General features: G+C 54.3%; 16 protein-coding genes. 8 read left to right on the top strand and 8 right to left on the bottom strand.

The features are described from left to right. Window positions 1-117: 117 nt before the first annotated feature. The 5 genes from rplS to ffh all read right to left on the bottom strand — a co-directional run bounded on the left by rplS (window position 118) and on the right by ffh (window position 3747). On the bottom strand, window positions 118-465 hold the full coding sequence (gene rplS / locus NA986_RS10030; RefSeq protein ID WP_000065257.1) for a 50S ribosomal protein L19: 348 nt from the start codon (window positions 463-465) through the stop codon (window positions 118-120). 40 nt (window positions 466-505) lie between these two features. Then, a complete protein-coding gene (gene trmD, locus NA986_RS10025; protein WP_000469813.1) occupies window positions 506-1273 on the bottom strand; it encodes a tRNA (guanosine(37)-N1)-methyltransferase TrmD in 768 nt (255 codons plus the stop codon). Between the two features lie 44 nt (window positions 1274-1317). Further along, window positions 1318-1866, bottom strand: a complete 549-nt coding sequence (gene rimM, locus NA986_RS10020) for a ribosome maturation factor RimM (RefSeq protein ID WP_000043266.1) — start codon at window positions 1864-1866, stop codon at window positions 1318-1320. A gap of 18 nt (window positions 1867-1884) precedes the next feature. Next, window positions 1885-2133, bottom strand: coding sequence for a 30S ribosomal protein S16 (gene rpsP, locus NA986_RS10015; RefSeq protein WP_000256453.1), 249 nt, complete (start codon window positions 2131-2133; stop codon window positions 1885-1887). A gap of 252 nt (window positions 2134-2385) precedes the next feature. After that, entirely contained in the window at window positions 2386-3747 is a 1362-nt protein-coding gene (gene ffh, locus NA986_RS10010) for a signal recognition particle protein (RefSeq protein ID WP_000460052.1), read from the bottom strand. 165 nt (window positions 3748-3912) lie between these two features. Between ffh and NA986_RS10005 the strand changes: the two genes are divergently transcribed. The 3 genes from NA986_RS10005 to NA986_RS09995 all read left to right on the top strand — a co-directional run bounded on the left by NA986_RS10005 (window position 3913) and on the right by NA986_RS09995 (window position 6736). Then, window positions 3913-4704 carry a cytochrome C assembly family protein gene (locus tag NA986_RS10005; RefSeq protein ID WP_001537507.1) on the top strand — a complete coding sequence of 264 codons (792 nt, stop codon included), beginning with the start codon at window positions 3913-3915 and terminating at the stop codon, window positions 4702-4704. Window positions 4705-4723: 19 nt separating this feature from the next. Next, window positions 4724-6010 (top strand): HlyC/CorC family transporter, encoded by a 1287-nt coding sequence (locus tag NA986_RS10000; RefSeq protein WP_127172650.1) that lies wholly within the window; start codon window positions 4724-4726, stop codon window positions 6008-6010. Between the two features lie 120 nt (window positions 6011-6130). Next, window positions 6131-6736, top strand: a complete 606-nt coding sequence (locus NA986_RS09995) for a DUF6630 family protein (RefSeq protein ID WP_001287923.1) — start codon at window positions 6131-6133, stop codon at window positions 6734-6736. A 34-nt stretch (window positions 6737-6770) separates the two neighbouring features. On the opposite strand, the gene grpE is transcribed toward NA986_RS09995, so the two are convergent. Then, the gene (grpE, locus tag NA986_RS09990) at window positions 6771-7361 is read right to left on the bottom strand and encodes a nucleotide exchange factor GrpE (RefSeq protein WP_001518875.1); all 591 of its coding nucleotides are present in this window, start codon (window positions 7359-7361) and stop codon (window positions 6771-6773) included. A gap of 123 nt (window positions 7362-7484) precedes the next feature. On the opposite strand from grpE, the gene nadK reads away from it, so the two are divergent. From nadK to bamE, 3 genes are all read left to right on the top strand, one after another. Next, on the top strand, window positions 7485-8363 hold the full coding sequence (gene nadK, locus NA986_RS09985; protein ID WP_001059155.1) for an NAD(+) kinase: 879 nt from the start codon (window positions 7485-7487) through the stop codon (window positions 8361-8363). An 85-nt stretch (window positions 8364-8448) separates the two neighbouring features. Continuing rightward, complete coding sequence (recN, locus tag NA986_RS09980) at window positions 8449-10110, top strand: DNA repair protein RecN (RefSeq protein ID WP_000880958.1); 1662 nt, start codon at window positions 8449-8451, stop codon at window positions 10108-10110. A 148-nt stretch (window positions 10111-10258) separates the two neighbouring features. Further along, window positions 10259-10597 (top strand): outer membrane protein assembly factor BamE, encoded by a 339-nt coding sequence (bamE, locus tag NA986_RS09975; protein ID WP_001203445.1) that lies wholly within the window; start codon window positions 10259-10261, stop codon window positions 10595-10597. Between the two features lie 165 nt (window positions 10598-10762). On the opposite strand, the gene NA986_RS09970 is transcribed toward bamE, so the two are convergent. Both NA986_RS09970 and NA986_RS09965 read right to left on the bottom strand, forming a co-directional pair. Beyond that, the gene (locus NA986_RS09970; RefSeq protein WP_001112990.1) at window positions 10763-11053 is read right to left on the bottom strand and encodes an RnfH family protein; all 291 of its coding nucleotides are present in this window, start codon (window positions 11051-11053) and stop codon (window positions 10763-10765) included. Then, window positions 11043-11480 carry a type II toxin-antitoxin system RatA family toxin gene (locus tag NA986_RS09965; protein ID WP_001537508.1) on the bottom strand — a complete coding sequence of 146 codons (438 nt, stop codon included), beginning with the start codon at window positions 11478-11480 and terminating at the stop codon, window positions 11043-11045. Before NA986_RS09965 ends, NA986_RS09970 begins: the two co-directional genes overlap by 11 nt. A gap of 188 nt (window positions 11481-11668) precedes the next feature. On the opposite strand from NA986_RS09965, the gene smpB reads away from it, so the two are divergent. Next, on the top strand, window positions 11669-12151 hold the full coding sequence (gene smpB, locus NA986_RS09960; protein ID WP_001518569.1) for an SsrA-binding protein SmpB: 483 nt from the start codon (window positions 11669-11671) through the stop codon (window positions 12149-12151). Between the two features lie 614 nt (window positions 12152-12765). Further along, window positions 12766-24240 carry a biofilm-associated protein BapA gene (bapA, locus tag NA986_RS09955; protein WP_023216377.1) on the top strand — a complete coding sequence of 3825 codons (11475 nt, stop codon included), beginning with the start codon at window positions 12766-12768 and terminating at the stop codon, window positions 24238-24240. Window positions 24241-24246 lie beyond the last annotated feature (6 nt).

The raw sequence follows: 24246 nt of genomic DNA, 5'->3' as shown, positions 1-24246 counted from the left end.
CTGACCCAGACTAATCATGCAACCGTCTATGGCGTGGAGCAACCCCATAAAAAAGGGGCCAGCGTAATGCCAGCCCCTTCTTTTCTACAAGCTTTCGGATGTTGCGAAAGCGCGTTCTTAGTTAAGACGCTCTTTGATACGAGCCGCTTTACCAGTACGCTCACGCAGGTAGTACAGTTTAGCTTTACGAACAGCACCACGACGTTTAACAGCAATGCTGTCAACTACCGGAGAGTGAGTCTGGAAGACACGCTCAACGCCTTCGCCGTTGGAAATTTTACGAACAGTGAATGCAGAGTGCAGACCGCGGTTACGAATAGCGATAACCACGCCCTCGAATGCCTGCAGACGTTTCTTGGTACCTTCAACAACCCATACTTTCACTTCCACGGTATCGCCCGGACGGAAGGAAGGTACGTTCTGCTTCATCTGCTCTTGTTCAAGTTGCTTAATAATGTTGCTCATAATTTAATCTCTTATCCTGGGTAAACTGATATTTGGGGGCCTATGCCATCCCATCATGTTTATGCTGCTGTTGTGCGTGTTCTGTTTTGAACTCCGCCAGCAACCTTGCTTGCTCTTCAGTCAGAGCCAGGTTTTCCAGAAGTTCAGGTCTTCTAAGCCAGGTTCGGCCCAGCGACTGTTTCAAACGCCAGCGACGTATCTCAGCATGGTTTCCCGACAGCAATACTGGCGGTACTTCCATCCCCTCTAACACTTCAGGGCGCGTATAGTGCGGACAATCCAGCAACCCATCAGCAAACGAATCTTCGATTGCTGATGCCTCATGCCCCAGAACCCCCGGTATAAACCGGGCGACGGAGTCAATCAGCGTCATTGCCGGTAGTTCGCCACCGCTGAGAACGTAATCGCCAATTGACCATTCTTCGTCAATTTCGGTCTGAATTACGCGCTCATCTACGCCTTCGTAGCGACCACACACCAGAATAAGCTTCTGATTCGTGGCCAGCTCGCTAACGCCCGCTTGATCAAGCTTGCGTCCCTGAGGCGACAGATAAATCACTTTAGCGCCTTCACCTGCCGCGGCTTTTGCTGCGTGAATGGCGTCCCGCAAGGGTTGCACCATCATTAACATCCCTGGTCCGCCGCCGTAAGGACGATCGTCCACGGTACGGTGCCGGTCATGCGTGAAGTCGCGAGGACTCCAGCTCTGGATGTTCAGCAGGCCATTTTTTACTGCCCGGCCAGTTACCCCGTAATCGGTAATTGCGCGGAACATTTCAGGAAACAGGCTAACGATGCCAATAAACACAAGCCAATCCCCATAACGCCATTTATTACCGTTTATTCGGTGGTTTAAAAACCAGGATCCCAGTCTACTTCGATAGTACGAGTAGCGAGATCGACTTTCTTGATAACCTGCCCATCGAGGAACGGTACTAGTCGTTCCTTGATACCAAATGCATCTTTCAGGTTCGCCTTAATGACGAGAACGTCATTCGACCCGGTTTCCATCATGTCGATAACTTTACCGAGATCGTAGCCTTCAGCGGTGACTACCTGGCAACCCATCAGGTCTTTCCAGTAATAGTCTCCCTCCTCAAGCGCAGGAAGTTGCGAGGAATCCACGACAATTTCGCAATTGGTCAGAAGATTCGCGGCATCTCGATCGTCAACGCCTTTCAGCTTGATGATCAGATCCTGATTGTGGTGCTTCCAGCTTTCCAGCTGTACCTGCTGCCACTGACCCGCCTTCTGGATAAACCAGGGCTGATAGTCAAAAATGCTTTCGGCGTCTTCAGTGGAGGAAAACACTCTGAGCCAACCACGGATACCGTATGAAGAACCCATTTTCCCCAGTACAACCGGTTCAGCGGGTACTTGTGCGGCGAGTTGCTTGCTCATCATGACCACCGTGACAGATTAAGCTGCTTTTTTTACTTCTTTGATCAGCGCCGCAACGCGATCGGAAATGGTTGCGCCCTGGCCAACCCAGTGAGCGATGCGATCCAGATCCAGGCGGGTGCCTTCTTCTTTTTCGCTAGCGATTGGGTTGAAGAAACCAACGCGCTCAATGAAGCGACCGTTGCGTGCATTACGGCTGTCGGTGACAACAACCTGGTAGAACGGACGCTTTTTAGCGCCGTGACGAGCTAAACGAATAGTTACCATAACATCCTCTTGTGTGAATAAAACAACCGGGCCCCATCGAGGAACGGAGCCCGGCGTCATATTAAAAGCCCGAAAATTTTACTGATTTCTGGGAGAATTGCAATCAACAGTTAATAACTCTGCTGTAGAAGGCCGTCGGCGGCGCAGCGAGTTCGGTACCGGCGTGCGCGCAGCCACCGCAGCGTACACGCAGTACGTGAGGATGGCGAGCACACCCCGGTGCCGAAATAGCAAGTGAGCCAGGCCGGGAAATTAGCGACCCGGGAAGCCTGGCGGCATCATCCCCTTCATACTCCGCATCATCTTCGCCATCCCGCCCTTCTTCATCTTCTTCATCATGCGCTGCATGTCGTCGAACTGTTTCAGAAGGCGGTTAACGTCCTGCACCTGCATCCCACAGCCCTGCGCGATACGACGCTTGCGGGAACCTTTGATGATTTCCGGCTTCGCGCGCTCTTTCAGCGTCATCGAATTGATGATCGCTTCCATACGCACCAGCACTTTGTCATCCATCTGCGATTTAACGTTGTCCGGAATCTGCCCCATGCCCGGTAATTTGCCCATCAGACTGGCCATACCGCCCATGTTTTTCATCTGTTTGAGCTGTTCCAGGAAGTCGTTCAGGTCGAAACCGTCGCCTTTCTTCAGTTTGGTCGCCAGCTTCTCAGCCTGTGCGCGGTCAACTTTGCTTTCGATATCTTCGATAAGAGACAGTACGTCGCCCATGCCGAGAATACGCGAGGCGATACGATCCGGGTGGAACGGCTCCAGCGCGTCGGTTTTCTCGCCGACACCGAGGAATTTAATCGGCTTGCCGGTGATATGACGAATAGAGAGCGCCGCACCGCCACGAGCATCACCATCAACTTTGGTCAGCACCACGCCGGTTAACGGCAGCGCTTCGTTAAAGGCTTTTGCGGTATTCGCCGCATCCTGACCGGTCATCGCATCGACGACAAACAGCGTTTCTACTGGCTTGATAGAAGCGTGGACCTGTTTGATTTCGTCCATCATCGCTTCGTCAACGTGCAGACGACCGGCGGTATCCACCAGCAGCACGTCGTAGAATTTGAGCTTCGCTTCTTTCAGCGCGGCGTTGACGATATCAACCGGTTTCTGGCCGACATCAGACGGGAAGAAATCCACGCCAACCTGTTCAGCCAGCGTTTCGAGCTGTTTGATCGCCGCCGGGCGATAGACGTCGGCAGAGACGACCAGCACTTTCTTCTTGTGCTTCTCGCGCAAGAATTTACCCAACTTACCGACGCTGGTGGTTTTACCCGCCCCCTGCAGACCCGCCATCAATACTACGGCTGGCGGCTGCGCAGCTAAATTCAGCGTCTGGTTCTCTTCGCCCATCGCCGCAACCAGTTCGCTACGGACAATCTTGACGAACTCCTGCCCTGGGGTCAGGCTCTTGTTAACTTCATGACCAACCGCTTTCTCTTTTACGCGATTGATGAACTCACGCACTACCGGCAGCGCAACGTCAGCCTCCAGCAGCGCCATGCGCACTTCGCGCAGCGTCTCTTTAACGTTGTCTTCAGTAAGGCGCCCACGGCCACTGATATTGCGCAGCGTGCGCGACAAACGATCGGTTAAATTATCAAACATTGTCTCTCGCCTGGGGTGGAAACGGTTGGTCGCCGCAGCGACACAGTTACAGAATTTCGCCACAGTATACCATGAAGCCGTCTTTGTTGTTATGCAACGGTTGGAGCTGCGGTCACGTAACGCTATACTGCTTCTCTTTCTCACTGGTCAACTGTCGACACAACTATGCCCGTTTTTGCTTTACTTGCCCTTGTCGCCTACTCCTTCAGCCTCGCGCTGATCGTTCCCGGACTGTTGCAAAAAAACAGCGGCTGGCGGCGTATGGCTATTCTTTCTGCGGTCATCGCGCTGGTGTGCCATGCTGTCGCGCTGGAATCGCGTATTCTGCCCGGCGGCGACAGTGGACAAAACCTGAGCCTGCTGAATGTCGGTTCGCTGGTCAGCCTGATGATCTGCACGGTGATGACCATTGTCGCGTCGCGTAATCGCGGCTGGCTACTTCTACCCATTGTCTATGCTTTTGCGCTGATTAACCTGGCCTTCGCCACGTTTATGCCTAATGAATATATTACGCATCTGGAAGCGACCCCAGGCATGATGGTGCACATCGGTCTGTCGCTTTTCTCTTACGCGACGCTGATAATCGCCGCGCTGTATGCGCTACAACTGGCGTGGATCGACTATCAGTTGAAGAACAAAAAGCTGGCGTTTAGTAATGAAATGCCGCCATTGATGAGCATTGAGCGCAAAATGTTCCATATCACGCAGATTGGCGTCGTACTGCTGACCCTTACTCTGTGTACCGGCCTGTTTTACATGCATAACCTGTTCAGTACTGAAAATATTGATAAAGCCGTGCTCTCTATCGTGGCATGGTTTGTCTATATCGTTCTGCTGTGGGGGCATTACCATGAAGGCTGGCGGGGTCGGCGGGTCGTGTGGTTTAACGTCGCAGGCGCGGGTATTCTGACGCTGGCCTATTTTGGTAGCCGCATATTACAGCAATTTGTAAGCTAAGCTTTTAAAGGAGTTTCCCCTGGAACACATCTCCACCACCACGCTGATTATCATATTAATCATCATGGTGGTCATCTCGGCCTATTTTTCCGGTTCCGAAACTGGAATGATGACGCTAAACCGTTACCGTTTACGCCATATGGCGAAGCAAGGTAATCGCTCGGCAAAACGGGTAGAAAAATTACTGCGTAAACCCGACCGACTGATAAGCCTGGTGCTGATCGGCAATAACCTGGTCAACATTCTTGCCTCGGCGCTCGGCACGATTGTGGGTATGCGGCTTTACGGCGACGCCGGCGTGGCTATCGCCACCGGGGTACTGACGTTTGTCGTGTTAGTTTTTGCCGAAGTCCTGCCCAAAACTATCGCCGCGCTCTATCCGGAAAAAGTGGCCTATCCCAGCAGCTTCCTGCTGGCGCCGTTACAGATACTGATGATGCCGCTGGTGTGGTTACTTAACACCATCACCCGCCTGCTGATGCGTCTGATGGGAATTAAAACGGACATCGTGGTCAGCGGGTCGTTAAGCAAAGAGGAATTACGCACTATCGTGCATGAATCCCGTTCGCAAATCTCTCGCCGCAATCAGGATATGCTGCTGTCGGTTCTCGATCTGGAAAAGGTCAGCGTGGATGACATCATGGTGCCGCGTAATGAAATTATCGGAATCGATATCAATGACGACTGGAAGTCTATCGAGCGGCAGCTTACCCACTCGCCGCACGGACGCATTGTGCTCTATCGCGATTCGCTGGATGACGCCATCAGTATGCTGCGCGTGCGTGAAGCCTGGCGGTTAATGGCCGAGAAAAAAGAGTTCACCAAAGAGATGATGCTGCGCGCCGCCGATGAAATCTATTACGTCCCGGAAGGTACGCCGCTCAGTACACAACTGATTAAATTTCAGCGCAATAAAAAGAAAGTCGGACTGGTCGTCAACGAATATGGCGATATCCAGGGGCTGGTCACCGTGGAAGATATTCTCGAGGAGATCGTTGGCGACTTCACCACATCGATGTCGCCGACACTGGCGGAAGAGGTCACGCCGCAAAACGACGGTTCGGTCATTATTGACGGTACCGCCAACGTCCGGGAAATCAATAAAGCGTTTAACTGGCACCTGCCGGAAGATGACGCGCGCACCGTCAACGGGGTGATTCTGGAGGCGCTGGAGGAAATTCCGGTTGCTGGCACGCGCGTGCGCATTGAGCAGTACGATATCGATATTCTCGATGTACAGGAAAATATGATTAAGCAGGTAAAGGTTGTACCGGTAAAACCGCTGCGCGAGAGTGTGGCGGAGTAACACAATGGCGAACTCCGGTTCGCCTTTTTTATCGCCGTCTTTTAAGATTCCATCAATTCCTGCCATTTACTTAACAATGCAATAATGTCTTTTCAGGCATTCAGAAAGGATATTGATGTTATGTCAGAAGATTATGTAATTGAATGGGATAAGAATTTTGCAGACGACCTCAACGTCGTCGCCAACGTTTTTTTATCGCACAACCCAACCTTATGGCCCACTATTTTCTCTCAACTTTCGACGCAACCTGAAATCTTTGAAGACGAAGATGAAGACGAATATGGGTTGCAGGACGTCCTGGATTGTAGCGGTGGCGATCTCGGAAATAACGAGCTGGCACAGGCATTTTTACAAGTTCTACGCGGCGAAGGATTTATTCACCTCGTTGACTGGAAAGGTGAAGATGAAGAAGGCGAACTGGCTAATTTTGCCGCAGATCGCTTTTATGAACTCACAAAAAACCTGACGGATTCTGAGGAATTAAGAAATCTTCTTGTCGAAATAACCCAAGAGGATGAAATCTCCGATGTCTGTGAAGCCGGGGACCGTTACCTTGACGAGATCTTTGAGCGCATCCAGACCGAACTCAATAAGAGGGGCTTCCAGATTTTTGATCTGAATGAAGGATCTGACACCTATAATGTGGTCGTTCTGCCAATGAGCGAATATAAAAAAATAGAGGATTTCAACACGCCGTGGCTGGAAGTGCAGGATTTTTTAAGCTAAAAAAATGGCCGACTTTACATCGGCCATCAGACTTTTACTTCGCCTTCGCTACAGTCACCATCGCCGCGCGAATGGTACGACCGTTCAGCGTATAGCCTTTCTGCATAATACCCAGCACATTGCCTGCCGGAACCTCTTCCGACTCCACCATCGCAATCGCCTGATGCACGTTCGGGTCCAGCGGCACGTTGGTCTCAGCAATCACTTCCACGCCGAACTTACGCACCACATCCAGCATAGACTTCAGCGTCAGCTCAATCCCTTCGACCATTGCCGCCATATCCGGATTGGCTTTGTCTGCGACTTCCAGCGCGCGATCCAGGCTATCGATGACCGGCAGCAATTCGTTGACGAACTTCTCGAGAGCGAATTTATGCGCTTTTTCGATATCCTGTTCAGTACGACGGCGCAGGTTTTCCATTTCCGCTTTGATACGCAACACGGTGTCGCGTTCACGAGTCTGGGCTTCTGCAAGCTGAACTTCCAGATTCGCAATTTTTTCATCGCGCGGATCCACCTGCTCAGCAGAATCGTTTGGTTCAACTGCCTCAACCTCTTCGTGCTGATCCATGATAATTTCTTCCGGGGCTTGCCCCTCAGGCGTTTTCTGTTCTTTACTACTCATGAATTTCTCCGCGTTTTTTTTCGCATTCATCTCGCTAACTTCGCTTATTATGGGGATCAGATTCAGGGTTTCAAGGGAAGTACTCACATTGTCATCAATCTTCGCTACAAGGACCTCAGAAAAATGAATAATCATTTCAAGTGTATCGGCATTGTGGGGCATCCGCGTCATCCCACCGCACTCACGACACATGAAATGCTCTACCGTTGGCTATGCGATCAGGGTTATGAGGTCATTGTGGAGCAACAAATCGCCCACGAATTACAGCTAAAAAATGTGCCAACCGGCACGCTGGCGGAAATTGGTCAACAGGCGGATCTGGCGGTAGTCGTGGGCGGCGACGGCAATATGCTTGGCGCAGCGCGTACGCTGGCGCGTTATGACATCAATGTGATTGGCATTAACCGCGGTAATCTTGGCTTCCTGACCGATCTCGATCCGGACAACGCCCTGCAACAATTATCTGATGTGCTGGAAGGGCGCTATATCTCCGAAAAACGTTTTCTGCTGGAAGCGCAGGTCTGCCAACAGGACCGCCAGAAACGTATCAGCACAGCCATTAATGAAGTGGTGCTGCATCCGGGAAAAGTGGCGCATATGATCGAATTCGAGGTTTATATTGATGAAACCTTCGCTTTTTCACAGCGATCTGATGGTCTGATCATTTCTACGCCGACCGGCTCCACCGCCTATTCGCTCTCCGCAGGCGGCCCTATTCTGACCCCTTCACTGGATGCAATCACCCTGGTGCCGATGTTCCCGCATACCTTGTCGGCGCGCCCGTTAGTCATTAACAGCAGTAGCACGATTCGTCTGCGTTTTTCGCATCGCCGTAGCGATCTGGAAATTAGCTGCGACAGCCAGATAGCGCTGCCTATTCAGGAAGGAGAAGATGTGCTGATTCGCCGCTGCGATTACCATCTCAACCTCATACATCCCAAAGACTATAGCTATTTCAATACATTAAGCACAAAACTCGGTTGGTCAAAAAAATTATTCTAATTTTACGTTAGCCTCTTTACTGTATAAAAAACCAGTTTATACTGTATTTAATTACAGTCATGGTTTTTCATACAGGAAAACAGCTATGTTGGCGCAACTGACCATCAGCAATTTTGCTATCGTTCGTGAGCTTGAGATCGATTTTCAGAGCGGAATGACCGTCATTACTGGTGAAACCGGCGCGGGTAAATCTATTGCGATTGATGCCCTGGGTCTGTGTCTGGGCGGTCGCGCTGAGGCCGATATGGTCCGTAGCGGAGCGACCCGTGCCGATTTGTGTGCCCGCTTTGCGCTGAAAGACACGCCTGCGGCATTGCGCTGGCTGGAAGAAAACCAGCTTGAAGAAGGGCGCGAATGCTTACTTCGCCGCGTTATCAGCAGCGATGGTCGCTCACGGGGCTTTATTAACGGCACCGCTGTGCCCCTGTCTCAATTGCGCGAGCTCGGTCAGTTGCTGATTCAAATTCACGGTCAACATGCGCACCAGCAGCTTACCAAACCCGAACAGCAAAAATCGCTGCTGGATAGCTATGCCAACGAAGCCGCTTTAGCGCAGCAGATGGCTGCTCGCTACCAATTATGGCATCAAAGCTGCCGCGATCTCGCCCATCACCAGCAACAAAGCCAGGAACGCGCCGCGCGCGCGGAACTGCTGCAATATCAGTTAAAAGAGTTGAACGACTTTAATCCGCAGGCCGGCGAATTCGAGCAAATTGACGAAGAGTACAAACGGCTGGCCAACAGTGGGCAGTTGCTTACGACCAGCCAGAACGCTCTGGCGCTACTCGCGGACGGCGAAGACGTTAACCTGCAAAGCCAGTTATATAGCGCAAAACAACTGGTTAGCGAGCTGGTAGGTATGGACAGCAAGCTTTCCGGCATCCTGGATATGCTGGAAGAAGCCACTATCCAACTCACCGAAGCCAGCGATGAATTACGCCACTATTGCGAGCGTCTGGATTTAGACCCCAATCGCCTGTTTGAACTTGAACAGCGCATCGCTAAACAAATTTCGCTGGCGCGAAAACATCATGTCAGCCCGGAAGCGCTGCCGCAGCTTTATCAGTCACTGCTCGAAGAACAGCAGCAGCTCGACGATCAGGCCGATTCGCTGGAAACGCTAACGCTGGCGGTTAATAAGCATCACCAACAAGCGCTGGAAACGGCGCAAGCGCTGCATCAACAGCGTCAGTTTTATGCCCAGGAGCTGGGGCAGTTGATCACTGAAAGTATGCATTTACTTTCGATGCCGCACGGTCTGTTTACTATCGACGTGAAATTTGATGAGCATCATCTGAGCAACGACGGCGCCGATCGCGTGGAGTTTAAAGTGACGACGAACCCGGGTCAGCCGCTGCAGCCTATCGCTAAAGTCGCGTCTGGCGGTGAACTGTCGCGCATTGCGCTGGCTATTCAGGTGATTACCGCGCGCAAAATGGAAACGCCGGCACTGATTTTTGACGAGGTCGATGTTGGCATCAGCGGTCCAACCGCCGCCGTGGTCGGTAAACTCCTGCGTCAGCTTGGCGAATCCACTCAGGTGATGTGCGTCACTCACCTGCCACAGGTAGCCGGGTGCGGTCACCAGCACTTCTTTGTCAGTAAAGAAACAGACGGGGCAATGACCGAAACCCATATGCAACCTTTGGATAAACGTGCGCGTTTACAGGAACTGGCCCGCCTGTTGGGAGGAAGTGAAGTTACGCGTAATACGCTGGCAAACGCAAAAGAACTGCTGGCGGCGTAAACTTTTTTACCTCCCGAAGGTCTGAGTTCACAACAAAAACGCCGTAAGACCCGACAGCAAAAGGTTTTAAAGTGATGAAAGGTCTATTATCATCGGCATATTAATATGAGCCACGTACTGCTCAGGCCCGAAAAGGAACCCAATCACTATGCGCTGTAAAACGCTGACTGCTGCCGCAGCAGTACTCCTGATGTTGACCGCAGGCTGTTCCACTCTGGAGCGAGTGGTTTACCGACCTGACATCAATCAGGGGAACTATCTTACACCTACGGATGTCGCCAAAGTGCGTGTTGGTATGACGCAACAACAGGTTGCGTATGCTTTAGGCACGCCGATGATGACCGATCCTTTTGGTACGAATACCTGGTTTTATGTCTTCCGCCAGCAGCCAGGACACGAGAACGTGACGCAGCAGACTCTGACGCTCACCTTTAACAGCAGCGGCGTGTTAACCAATATTGATAACAAACCGGCGTTGACGAAGTAATTTTGTGATACCGCCTGATGAGGTTACGTTCATCAGGCCTGCAAACCTCTCCCCCGCCATTTGGTACGAATTTGCCTGATGGCGCTACGTTTATCTGGCTTACAGGCACACCTGTGCTTCAGGTGTGGTACGGCTTCTACACCGTTATCCGGCAAAAGAGGCTAATTATCTGCCAGCCGATTTTTCGGCGCGCTGGCGGCGTAATGCTTTTGGATCGGCGATTAAGGGACGGTAAATTTCAACCCGATCGCCATCCTGCACCGTATCGGTGAGTTTTACCGGACGACTATAGATACCCACTTTATTTTTCGCCAGATCGATATCCGTGCGCAATTCCAGCAAGCCGGAAGCGCGAATCGCCTCTTCGACCGTCGCGCCCTCCTCCAGCGTTACGCGCTGCAAATACTGCTTTTCCGGCAGCGCATAAGCCACTTCAACCACAAGTTTATCCGGCACGGTAAACCTCTTTGGCGCGAACCGTAAACGCCTGCACCATGTTGGACGCTAACTCTTTGAATATACGACCAAACGCCAGCTCAATGAGTTTATTGGTAAACTCAAAATCAAGCTGAAACTCAATGCGGCACGCCTCGGGGCTGAGCGGGGTAAATTTCCAGCCGCCGATCAGCTTTTTAAAGGGGCCATCCACCAGATGCATCAGAATGCTCTGGTTACGCGTTAGCTGATTACGCGTCGTAAACGTCTTGCTGATACCCGCCTTCGACACGTCAACAGCCGCCGTCATCTGTGCTGGCGATGACTCCAGGACACGACTGCCAACACACCCAGGCAAAAACTGGGGATACGATTGCACGTCATTCACTAACTGATACATTTGTTCCGCACTGTAGGGGACTAAAGCAGTCCGACTAATCTGAGGCATAGCAATTCCCATCAACATAAATCGTGTAAATAATACCACTTATCAGCGAGTAAAAAAAATGCTGTCCCCAACCGTCATGCCTTAATTGTGCGTGCATAGCCCAACTCATGCTAAGATAGATTTTTGCACCTCATCAGGACGTAATGGGGTGTTTTCGATATCAGATTACCTATGAATTCACGACACTTATGACGAAGAAAAAAGCACATAAACCGGGCTCAGCCACCATCGCGCTGAATAAGCGCGCCCGGCACGAATACTTTATCGAAGAAGAGTTCGAGGCTGGTCTCGCCCTGCAAGGCTGGGAAGTAAAATCTCTGCGCGCAGGAAAAGCCAATATCGGCGACAGTTACGTTATCCTCAAAGATGGCGAGGCCTGGCTGTTTGGCGCAAACTTTACGCCGATGGCGGTCGCCTCGACACATGTTGTATGCGACCCAACCCGAACCCGCAAACTGTTGTTAAATCAGCGTGAGCTTGATTCACTGTATGGCCGTATTAATCGTGAAGGTTATACTGTCGTCGCGCTTTCTCTGTACTGGAAAAATGCCTGGTGCAAAGTAAAGATCGGCGTGGCGAAAGGTAAAAAACAACATGATAAACGTTCCGATCTTAAAGAACGTGAGTGGCAACTGGATAAAGCACGCATTATGAAAAATGCAGGCCGATAATAGACATTTTTTGTGACCAGCTTCTCAGTATGAAGCTGGTCAATATTCATATCTCATGCATGCCTTGAAAATATATTCTCTGTGTCTGACGCTTATCAATAGCAATAAATACCACAACAAGAATATATTCTTCGTTTAAAAAATTTTTATAGCCTAATAACACAATACTTCAAATGATTTTTATAAAATTTAATATTGCTGAATACCTTCACAAAAAGTATTGTTTTTATGTTAAAAGAGAAAAAGAAGAAAAAATTAAAATTCATTATAAAACATAAAGATAAATAAAAAATCATCATACATTGTTAGCCCACCCCACCTATCCTTAACACAAACTCCGTTATATTTCAGACGCACTAACACCTTTATCAATAGATCTTAATTTGCAGAAAGATTTTTTTCTGACTATATCATCTAATACGAAAGCACTAGTCAGGCACAAAAAATAAAGGGTTATTCGGCGAGAAAACCAGACCTTCACCTACGCTCATAAAAAAGAATATGGCTACGGAAATTCATCTCTCATGATGAACGGGAAGGCTCGTCTACGCATTTTGCCCTGAACGTCGTGCCCGTTAATTAATACACAGAGCAAATCCATCAGGAGCTAATTTATGCGTCTACTCGCCGTGGTTTCGAAATTGACTGGCGTCTCCACCACTGTGGAATCCTCAGCGGTCACTCTTAACGCCCCGTCAATTGTTAAATTATCCGTGGCCCGGGAGGAAATTAGTCAACTTACGCGCATTAATCAGGATCTGGTGGTGACGCTCCATTCCGGCGAAACGATCACGATTAAAAACTTTTACGTTACCAACGATCTGGGCGCAAGCCAGCTGGTACTGGCGGAAAACGATGGCACGTTATGGTGGGTAGAAAATCCGCAAGCCGGGCTACATTTTGAACAAATCGCTGATATTAATGAGCTGCTGGTCACTTCTGGCGCTTCCCATGAAGCAGGCGGCGCCGTTTGGCCGTGGGTACTGGCTGGCGCGGTGGCGGCTGGCGGCATTGCCGCTATCGCGTCTTCCGGCGGCGGCGATTCCCACCATCATTCGGATGGCGATAATCCGCCCCCCGATAACACCAATCCTGACGGTAATCCCCCTGATAACAGCAATCCCGGCGGCAGTAACCCTAACGGCAATACTCCAGGTAGCAGTAATCCTGTAGATACTACCCCGCCTCTCGCTCCCGGCAAGTTGTTGATTTCAGCGGACGGAAAAACGGTGAGCGGCGAGGCCGAAGCGGGCAGTACCATTACCATCAAAGATCCTTCAGGTAACGTCGTTGGCGAAGGCAAAGCGGATAGCGACGGTAAATTTAGTATTGATTTGACAGCGCCACAGCTTAGCGGCGAACGACTTACCGTGACCGCGACTGACGATGCCGGCAATACCGGCCCATCCGCAACCATTGATGCGCCCAACATTCCTCTCCCCGATACACCAGCTATCACCGCCGCTATCGATGATGCCGCTCCCCTCACCGGCACGCTGAGCAATAATCAGTTTACGAACGACAATACCCCCACTCTGGAGGGCACCGGCAGTGCAGGCACAGTCATCCATATTTACGCCAATGGTCAGGAAATAGGCTCCACAACGGTTGATGCCAGCGGAAGCTGGCGTTTTGCCATTACCAGCGCGCTGGCGGATGGGGAAAATCATTTCACCGCCATTGCGACTAACGTTAAAGGCGAAAGTAGCGAATCAGCCCGCTTTACGCTGACTATCGACACACTCAGCCCCGATGCCCCACGCGTTGAACTGATTGCCGATAACACCGGTTTGCTCACCGGGCCGCTACAGAATAATGACCGGACTGACGAGGCAAAACCGCTATTTTCCGGGCAGGGAGAGGCAGGCAATACCATCACGATTAAAGAGGGTTCAACCGTTATCGGCAGCGCTACCGTAGACGAAAATGGACGCTGGACCTTTACGCCAACTACGCCGTTAAGCGATGGCGAACATACCTTTACCGTCGAACAAAGCGACAATGCCGGAAACACGAGCCGCGTGACGACAACGCCTACTATCATTGTGGACACCACGCCGCCTGACGCCGCTATCATTGATAATGTCGCGAAAGACGGCACAACCGTTAGCGGTACCGCTGAAGCTGGCAGTACCGTGTCGATCTATGACCCGGCGGGAAATTACCTGGGCTCCACGATTACCGGAGAAAATAACCACTTCAGCATCACGCTGAATCCAGCCCAGACCCACGGCGAGCGTCTGGAAGCGCGTATTCAGGACGCCGTCGGTAACATCGGCCCCGCCACGGAGTTTACCGCTTCTGACTCACAGTATCCTGCCCAGCCGACTATCCTTACCGTGACGGATGACGCTGGCACCGTTACCGGGCTGTTGAAAAATGGCGATACCACAGATGATAACCGCCCAACCCTCAGCGGTACTGCTGAACCAGGCAGTACGATATCGATTAACGATAATGGCTTTCCTGTACCGACCTTTCCGCCCATTGTCGCTGACGCTGACGGCAAATGGAGCTTTACCCCCTCGCTGGCGCTTGCCGATGGCGACCATGTCTTTACCGCTACCGCGACCAACGATCGCGGCACCAGCGGGCAGTCCGTCTCCTTTACCATTGATATCGACACGCAGCCGCCGGTGCTGGAAGGCCTGGCGGTTAGCGACGTCGGCGACAGACTCACCGGCACTACGGAAGCTGGCAGCACTGTGGTTATCAAAGATAGCCTGGGAAATACGCTCGGTAGTGGAACGGCAGGCGACGACGGTACCTTCTCAATAGGTATTAGCCCGGCGAAAATTAACGGCGAAACATTAAGCATTAGCGTTACCGATAAAGCCGCGAATAGCGGTCCGGTAGAAACGCTGAACGCGCCGGATAAAACTGCGCCTGCGGCACCGGACGGTCTTACCGTGGCGACCGACGGTCTGTCCGTAAGCGGTCAGGCGGAAGCCGGGGCAACGGTCACTATCCGCGACAGTAGCAACACCGTACTTGGCAGCGCCGTCGCTAATGGCAACGGACAATTTATCGTTCCGCTGAATACGGCGCAGACTAACGGCCAGGCGCTTATCGCTACCGCCACCGATGTCGCGAAAAACGAAAGCGCCGCCGCGACGGTTATCGCGCCGGACAGTACCGCGCCGGAAATGCCGAAAAACGTGGTAATTAGTGAGGATGGCACCAGTATCAGCGGCACCGCCGAACCGGGTAGCGCCATCACGATCGCCACGCCGGACGGCAAGCCGCTTGGCAGCGGCAAAGCAGATGGCGAAGGTCATTTTACCCTTCCCCTCGTCCCCGCACAGACCAACGGCGAACAGGTTACCGTCACCGCCACCGACAGCGCCAACAACGTCAGCCCGCCAACCACAGCGCAAGCGCCCGATATCACCGCCCCGGATAAGCCCATTATCACTCAGGTGCTGGACGATGTTGAAAGCTTCACCGGGCCGCTGGTTAACGGACAAACCACCAACGACAACCGTCCCACCCTTAGCGGTACGGCGGAGGCCGGCGCGCGTGTCGAAGTCTTTGATAACGGCGTTTCACTGGGACTCGCCACGCTACAGCCCAACGGTGCCTGGACGTTTACGCCGTCGCAAAATTTAGGTGAAGGCGCGCATCGACTGACCGTAATCGCAACCGACGCTAAAGGCAATGCCAGTCAGGCCGCGTCATTCGACCTGGTGGTCGATACGCAATCGCCGCAGCAACCGGTAATCACCTTCATTACAGATGATGCGCCGGGTATTCTCGGTAGCGTCGCGCATCTGGGGCTCACTAACGACAGCACGCCAACGATTAATGGTACAGGTGAACCGGGTTCCACAGTACACCTGTATCAGAATGGCGCCCGGATAGCAGATATTATCGTCGGTAATTCCGGCGTCTGGAGCTACGCTTACACCACGGCCTCGCCACTGGCGGACGACACCTACACCTTTACCGTGACGGCCAGCGACAGTAACGGCAACACCACGCCTTTTTCGACCGATTTTACGATTACCATTGATACCCAGGCCCCTGCCGCCCCCGGCGTTATCGGCGTAGCTGACGGCGACGGAAATACGATTGATACCAATCAGATTACCCAGGAATCCCAGCCCCGGTTGAGCGGTAGCGGCACCGCAGGCGACACAATCATCCTTTACGATAATGGCAATGCCATAGGTCAGGCGCTGGTCGGCACGGACGGGCGCTGGCAGTTTACGCCGCCTGCCGAGCTGGGCGACGGCGACCACCATCTGACCGCTCGCGCCAACGATCCGGCGGGGAACGAAAGTCCCGAATCCCTCAGCTTTACCCTGCGCGTCGATACCCAGGCGCCGGATGCGCCGCAGATCGTGTCAGCCGCCATCACCGGCGGAGAAGGCGAGATGCTACTGGCAAACGGCAGTATTACCAATCAGCGTATGCCGACCCTCAGCGGCACCGGCGAACCCGGCACCATCATCACCCTGTACAATAACGGCGTAGAACTGGCTACCGTCCAGGTCAATCCACAGGGTAGCTGGACCTATCCACTAACCCGTAATCTGAGCGAAGGGTTAAACATCCTGACGGCCACCGCCACGGATGCCGCAGGCAATAGTAGCCCCACCTCCAGCGTTTTCTCCGTTACCCTTGATACCCAGCCTCCAGCGCAGCCTGACGCGCCGCTAATCAGCGATAACGTCGCGCCGGTTATCGGCAACATCGGCAATAATGGCGCAACGAACGATACCACGCCGACCTTCAGCGGCACGGGAGAGATCGGCAGCACGATTATTCTCTACAATAATGGCAGTGAAATTGGTCGCACAACGGTAGGCGATAACGGAAGCTGGAGCTTTACGCCTGCGGCACTGACGCCAGAAACCTATACCATTACCGTCACGGAAACCGATATAGCGGGCAATATCAGTCCACCTTCCGCCTCAGTCACTTTTACGCTAGACACCACTGCGCCCGCCAATCCGGTTATCACTTTTGCCGAAGATAACGTCGGCGAAGTCCAGGATACTATTGTCAGCGGCGCAACCACTGACGACAATACACCGGTCATTCACGGCACTGGCGACATCGGCAGCGTGATCACGCTCTATAACGGCAGTAGTGTCGTGGGCGTAGTCACCGTCGATGAGACCGGCACCTGGACGCTAGCGGTGACCAGCGCGCTGCCGGATGGCGTCTACACCCTGACTGCCATTGCCGCCGATGCCGCCGGAAACAGCAGCGGCGTATCGAACAGCTTTACCTTCACCGTCGACACCGTTCCGTTGCAGCCGCCCGTCGTCAATGAAATCCTTGACGATGTTGCGCCAGTGACCGGGCCATTAACCGATGGCGCCTTTACTAACGATCGGACGCTGACTATTAACGGCAGCGGCGAAAACGGCAGCACCGTCACGATTTACGACAATGGCGTGGCAATAGGGACGGCGCTCGTTACCGACGGGGTCTGGACATTCAATACGCCAGAATTGTCAGAAGTCAGCCATGCGCTAACCTTCAGCGCGACTAACGATGCTGGAAATACCACGGCGCAAACCCAGCCGATCACCATTACCGTGGATATCACCGCCCCGCCCGCGCCAACGATCCAGACGGTGGACGACGATGGCACGCGCGTGGCCGGACTTGCCGATCCTTACGCTACCGTTGAAATTCACCATGCCGATGGCACCCTGGTCGGCAGCGCTGTCGCTAATGGTACCGGTGAATTCGTCGTTACGCTCAGTCCGGCGCAAACCGATGGCGGTACGCTGACGGCAATTGCTATCGATCGCGCGGGGAATAACGGCCCGGCTACGAATTTTCCCGCTTCCGACAGCGGTCTGCCCGCCGTCCCGGCCATCACGGCAATTGAAGATGATGTCGGGAGCGTACAGGGGAATATTGCGGCGGGCGGCGCCACGGACGACACCACGCCGACACTGCGCGGCACCACGGATATCGGCTCTACCGTTGAAGTTTTCATTGATGGCGATTCGGCAGGCTTTGCCACCGTTGACGCCAGCGGGAACTGGATCTTTGAGATCGCGACGCCATTAAGCGAAAGCACACATTACTTCACCGTCCAGGCAACCAATGCGAATGGCCCGGGCGGCCTGTCCGCACCGGTCGGGATCACTGTCGATCTTAGCGCGCCGGCGCAACCGGTTATTACCAGCGCAACGGATGATGTCCCCGGCATGACCGGTACGCTGGATAACGGCGCGCTCACCAATGATTCACGCCCGACGCTCAACGGAACGGGAGAAGCAGGCGCCACCATCCGCATTCTGGATAACGGCGTAGAAATCGGTTCCGCCACGGTAGATCAAAGCGGCAACTGGCGCTTCACCCCGAACGCGCCGCTGGAGAGCAACGCGCACATCTTTACCGCCGTAGCGACCGATCCCGCCGGCAATAGCGGCCAGCCTTCGGACGGCTTTACGCTGAACATTGACGCGCAGGCGCCAGATGTGCCGGTTATCACGTCCGTGATTGACGATAACAATCAACCGACCGTTCCGGTGTTACCGGGGCAATCCACCGACGATCGGCAGCCAATACTGAACGGAACTGGCGAACCTGGCGCGACAATCACCATTTTTGATAACGGTACGCCGCTTGGCACGGCTCAGGTAGGCGAAAACGGTAGCTGGACCTTCCCGGTGCCCCGCAATTTGTCAGAGGGAAGCCATAATCTGACGGTTAGCGCTACCGATCCGGCGGGCAATACCAGCGCGGTCTCCGCGCCGTGGACGATCGTGATCGATATTACGCCTCCGGCGATCCCGGTTCTCACCTCCGTTGTGGATGACCAGCCTGGTATTACCGGCAACCTGGTTAGCGGGCAGCTAACGAACGATGCGACGCCCACCCTGAACGGGCGCGGAGAGGCAGGCGCGACGATTAATGTCTATCTTGACGGTAATCCCGCGTCCATCGGTACCACGACGGTGAATAGCGACGGCACATGGAGTTTCACGCCGCAGACGCCGCTTGCAAACGGTAGCCACACGTTCACCCTTAGCGCCACCGATCCGGCGGGTAATAGCAGCGCGGTGTCCAGCGGATTTGTGCTGACGATTGACGCCACACCGCCCGCCGCGCCGGTTATCGCCAGCGTGGCAGACAATACGGCGCCGGTGACGGGCATCGTCCCCAACGGCGGCTCGACGAACGAAACCCGACCAACACTCTCGGGTACCGGTGAGGCGGGTACAACCATCTCGATTTATAATGGCAGCGCGCTGGTCGGCACGGCGCAAGTTCAGGCCAACGGTAGCTGGAGCTTTACGCCGTCTACCTCGCTGGGCGCGGGCGTCTGGAACCTGACGGCGACAGCAACCGATGCGGCAGGCAACACCAGCGCCGCGTCCGAAATACGCTCGTTTACTATTGATACCACGGCTCCCGCCGCGCCTGTTATTGATACGGTCTACGACGGTACGGGCCCCATTACCGGCAATCTGAGTTCAGGGCAGATCACAGACGAGGCGCGCCCTGTCATTAGCGGCACCCGTGAAGCCAACACAGCTATTCGTCTCTACGATAACGGCACGCTGCTGGCTGAAATTCCCGCCGACAATAGCAGTAGCTGGCGCTACACGCCCGATGCCTCTCTGGCGACGGGCAACCATGTAATTACCGTCATTGCCGTTGATGCCGCAGGCAACGCCAGTCCCGTTTCAGACAGCGTTAATTTCGTCGTCGATACCACGCCGCCGCTGACGCCGGTAATCACATCAGTCAGTGACGATCAGGCGCCAGGCCTCGGCACGATCGCGAACGGCCAAAATACCAACGATCCTACGCCAACCTTCAGCGGCACCGCAGAAGCCGGCGCCACGATCACGCTCTATGAAAATGGTACGGTCATTGGCACGACAACGGCTCAACCTGACGGCGCGTGGAGCGTCTCCACCTCAACGCTGGCAAGCGGAACGCACGTCATCACCGCCGTGGCCACCGATGCCGCAGGAAACAGCAGCCCGAACAGTACGGCTTTCACCCTGACGGTCGATACCACCGCGCCGCAAACGCCGATCCTGACGTCCGTAGTGGATGACGTCGCGGGCGGGGTCACAGGAAATCTCGCTAATGGTCAGATAACCAATGATAACCGCCCCACGCTGAACGGCACTGCCGAAGCGGGCAGCGTGATCAGTATCTATGATGGCAACACTCTGCTTGGCGTCACCTCGGCTAACGCGGGCGGCGCGTGGAGCTTCACGCCGACGACAGGGTTAAACGACGGCACGCGCATATTAACAGTGACCGCCACCGACCCGGCAGGCAACGTTAGCCCGGCCACCAGCGGTTTTACTATCGTGGTCGATACCCTTGCGCCAACGGTTCCGCTTATAACCAGCATCGTTGATGATGTCCCGAACAATACCGGCGCCATTGGCAATGGACAATCGACCAACGACACACAGCCGACGCTCAACGGTACCGCGGAAGCCAACAGCGCGGTAAGCATCTTCGATAATGGCGCGCTGGTCGCGACCGTGAACGCCAATGCCAGCGGCAACTGGAGCTGGACGCCAACCGCCGCGCTCAGCCAGGGAAGTCACGCTTATAGCGTTAGCGCCGCCGATGCGGCTGGCAACGTTAGCGCCGCTTCGCCATCGACAACGATTATCGTGGATACCATTGCGCCCGGCGCGCCCGGCAACCTGGTCATCAATGCTACCGGTAATCGGGTGACGGGCACCGCGGAAGCAGGCAGTACAGTGACGATTACCTCTGAGACTGGTGTGGTACTGGGAACCGCCACCGCCGACGGTACAGGCAGCTTCACCGCCACACTCACGCCCGCGCAGACCAATGGTCAGCCGCTACTGGCATTTGCCCAGGATAAAGCAGGCAACACAGGCATTGCCGCCGGATTTACCGCGCCCGATACGCGCGTGCCGGAAGCACCGATCATCACCAACGTAGTGGATGATGTGGGTATTTATACCGGCGCTATCGCCAACGGTCAGGTCACTAATGACGCACAACCCACATTGAATGGTACCGCTCAGGCGGGCGCCACGGTGAGCATTTATAACAACGGGGCGCTGCTCGGCACCACCACGGCGAACGCCAGCGGAAACTGGAGCTTTACCCCGACAGGCAATTTGACCGAAGGCAGCCACGCCTTCACCGCCACCGCGACTAACGCCAACGGTACAGGCAGCGTCTCCACCGCCGCGACGGTGATTGTCGATACGCTGGCGCCCGGTACGCCGTCAGGTACGCTCAGCGCCGATGGCGGTTCACTTTCCGGACAGGCAGAGGCAAACAGCACCGTAACCGTCACGCTGGCGGGCGGCGTGACGCTCACCACCACCGCCAGCAGCAACGGCGCATGGTCTCTCACCTTGCCGACAAAACAAATTGAAGGTCAGCTCATTAACGTGACGGCCACTGACGCTGCGGGTAACGCCTCCGGCGCGTTAGGCATTACTGCGCCGGTTCTGCCGCTGGCGGCAAGGGATAACATCACCAGTCTTGATCTGACCTCGACCGCCGTCACCAGCACGCAAAACTATTCGGATTACGGCCTGCTGCTGGTTGGCGCGCTTGGCAATGTCGCCTCGGTTTTGGGTAACGATACCGCTCAGGTTGAGTTCACCATTGCTGAAGGTGGTACGGGCGACGTCACCATCGATGCCGCCGCAACGGGAATCGTGCTTTCGCTGCTCAGTACTCAGGAGATTGTGGTACAGCGCTACGACACCAGCCTCGGCGCCTGGACGACGATCGTCAACACCGCCGTTGGCGACTTCGCGAATTTGCTTACCCTGACCGGGAGCGGCGTTACCCTGAACCTGAGCGGCCTGGGCGAAGGCCAGTACCGGGTACTCACTTATAACACCAGTCTGCTCGCTACCGGGTCATATACCAGCCTGGATGTCGATGTACACCAGACCAGCGCAGGTATTATTAGCGGGCCAACCATCAGTACCGGCAACGTCATGGCTGATGATACCGCGCCGACGGGCACCACGGTCACCGCCATCACCAACGCCAACGGCGTCAGTACGCCGGTCGGCGCGGGCGGCGTGGATATCCAGGGGCAATACGGCACGCTGCACATTAATCAGGATGGCAGTTACACCTACACGCTGACTAAGCCCACGGCGGGATACGGACATAAAGAGAGCTTCACCTACACCATCACCCAGAATGGCGTTGGTAGCAGCGCCGCGCAACTGGTTATCAATCTGGGTCCCGCGCCGGTACCGGGCAGCGTGATAGCGACAGACAATAACGCCTCGCTGGTCTTTGATACTCACGTTAGCTACGTCAACAACGGTCCCTCGACACAAAGCGGCGTCACGGTATTAAGCGTCGGACTTGGTAATGTACTGAACGCGAATCTGCTTGATGATATGACTAATCCGATCATCTTTAACGTTGAAGAAGGCGCTACGCGAACCATGACGTTACAGGGAACCGTCGGCGGCGTCTCACTGGTTTCCACGTTCGACCTGTACGTTTATCGCTTCAACGATGCCATTCAGCAATATGAGCAGTTCCGGGTGCAAAAGGGCTGGATTAACACCCTGCTGTTAGCCGGACAGTCTCAGCCGCTGACCCTGACGTTGCCTGGCGGCGAATACCTGTTCGTGCTGAATACCGCCAGCGGCATTAGCGTCCTCACTGGCTATACGTTGGCGATTTCCCAGGACCACACCTATGCCGTTGACAGTATCACCGCCAACACCACCGGCAACGTACTGACCAATGATGTCGCCCCTACGGACGCCCTCCTCACTGAAGTAAATGGCGTGGCGATTGCGGCGACCGGCACGACGGAGGTAAACGGGCTGTATGGCACGCTCACCATTGACGCAAGAGGCAACTATACCTACACGCTGAAGAACGGCGTCGGCGCCGACAGCATTAAAACGCCGGACAGCTTTATCTATACGGTCAAAGCGCCAAACGGCGATACCGATACGGCCTCACTCAATATCACGCCAACCGCCAGGGCGCTGGATGCGATTAATGATGTCAGCGATACCCTTAGCGTCGCCACGCTTCAGGATACCGCTGCCTGGCTGGACTCCAGCGTCGGCAGCGCCAGTTGGGGGCTACTCGGCAAATCGGGCAGCGGGAGCGGCACCTTTGACGTTGCAACGGGCACCGTACTTAAAGGCGCGTCACTGGTCTTTGATGTCTCCACGCTCATTACGCTGGGCAATCTGAATATTAGCTGGGCCATTCAGGAGAACGGGACCGTCATACGCAACGGAACCGTTCCGGTGGCGAATATCACGCTGGGCAGCGCGACGGTGACCGTCAACCTGAGCGGCCTGGAGCTGGATGCCGGAACGTACACGCTTAACTTTACCGGCACCAATACCCTGGCCGGGGCGGCGACGATCACGCCACGCGTCATCGGCACCACCGTCGATCTGGATAATTTTGAAACGTCCGGAACGCATACCGTTCTCGGCAATATTTTTGACGGCAGCGACGCGGCGGGGGCGATGGATCAGCTTAATACGGTGAATACCCGCCTGAGCATTAGCGGGTATAACGGCAGCGCCGCCACGCTGGACGCCGCGGCGAATACCACCAGCGCCACGATTCAGGGACATTACGGCACATTGCAAATTAACCTCGATGGCGCTTACACCTACACGCTGAATAATGGCATCGCGATGTCGTCCATCACCAGTAAAGAGGTCTTTACCTATCAACTGGATGACAAAATGGGTCATACGGATAGCGCCACATTGACCATTGATATGGCGCCGCAAATCGTCAGTACCAACCAAAACGATGTTCTCATCGGCTCCGCCTATGGCGATACGCTGATTTACCACCTGTTAAACGGCGCGGACGCGACCGGCGGCAACGGCGCCGATCGCTGGCAAAACTACTCTACCGCGCAGGGCGACAAGATCGATATCCACGAACTGCTGACCGGCTGGGATCACCAGGCGGCGACGCTGGGTAACTTTGTTCAGGTTCATACCAGCGGCGCCAATACGGTGATATCCGTCGATCGCGACGGCGCCGGCAACGCGTTTAAATCAACCGACCTTGTCACTCTGGAGAATGTGCAGCTCACGCTAAATGATCTGTTGCAGAACAACCACCTGATAACCGGCGGTTGATAAAAA

Origin of the sequence: Salmonella sp. NW177 (assembly GCF_051811585.1) — a bacterium.
In the GTDB taxonomy this organism is placed as follows: domain Bacteria; phylum Pseudomonadota; class Gammaproteobacteria; order Enterobacterales; family Enterobacteriaceae; genus Salmonella; species Salmonella enterica.
The sequence above is the reverse complement of the archived record's forward strand: the minus strand, read 5'-3'. Positions and strand labels throughout refer to the sequence as shown.

What these genes read in the sequence shown, in the direction of transcription:
- rplS (WP_000065257.1), bottom strand. Translation starts at nt 465, where the DNA reads ATGAGCAACATTATTAAGCAACTTGAACAAGAGCAGATGAAGCAGAAC.
- rimM (WP_000043266.1), bottom strand. Translation starts at nt 1,866, where the DNA reads ATGAGCAAGCAACTCGCCGCACAAGTACCCGCTGAACCGGTTGTACTG.
- rpsP (WP_000256453.1), bottom strand. Translation starts at nt 2,133, where the DNA reads ATGGTAACTATTCGTTTAGCTCGTCACGGCGCTAAAAAGCGTCCGTTC.
- ffh (WP_000460052.1), bottom strand. Translation starts at nt 3,747, where the DNA reads ATGTTTGATAATTTAACCGATCGTTTGTCGCGCACGCTGCGCAATATC.
- NA986_RS10005 (WP_001537507.1), top strand. Translation starts at nt 3,913, where the DNA reads ATGCCCGTTTTTGCTTTACTTGCCCTTGTCGCCTACTCCTTCAGCCTC.
- NA986_RS09995 (WP_001287923.1), top strand. Translation starts at nt 6,131, where the DNA reads ATGTCAGAAGATTATGTAATTGAATGGGATAAGAATTTTGCAGACGAC.
- grpE (WP_001518875.1), bottom strand. Translation starts at nt 7,361, where the DNA reads ATGAGTAGTAAAGAACAGAAAACGCCTGAGGGGCAAGCCCCGGAAGAA.
- nadK (WP_001059155.1), top strand. Translation starts at nt 7,485, where the DNA reads ATGAATAATCATTTCAAGTGTATCGGCATTGTGGGGCATCCGCGTCAT.
- recN (WP_000880958.1), top strand. Translation starts at nt 8,449, where the DNA reads ATGTTGGCGCAACTGACCATCAGCAATTTTGCTATCGTTCGTGAGCTT.
- bamE (WP_001203445.1), top strand. Translation starts at nt 10,259, where the DNA reads ATGCGCTGTAAAACGCTGACTGCTGCCGCAGCAGTACTCCTGATGTTG.
- NA986_RS09965 (WP_001537508.1), bottom strand. Translation starts at nt 11,480, where the DNA reads ATGCCTCAGATTAGTCGGACTGCTTTAGTCCCCTACAGTGCGGAACAA.
- smpB (WP_001518569.1), top strand. Translation starts at nt 11,669, where the DNA reads ATGACGAAGAAAAAAGCACATAAACCGGGCTCAGCCACCATCGCGCTG.
- bapA (WP_023216377.1), top strand. Translation starts at nt 12,766, where the DNA reads ATGCGTCTACTCGCCGTGGTTTCGAAATTGACTGGCGTCTCCACCACT.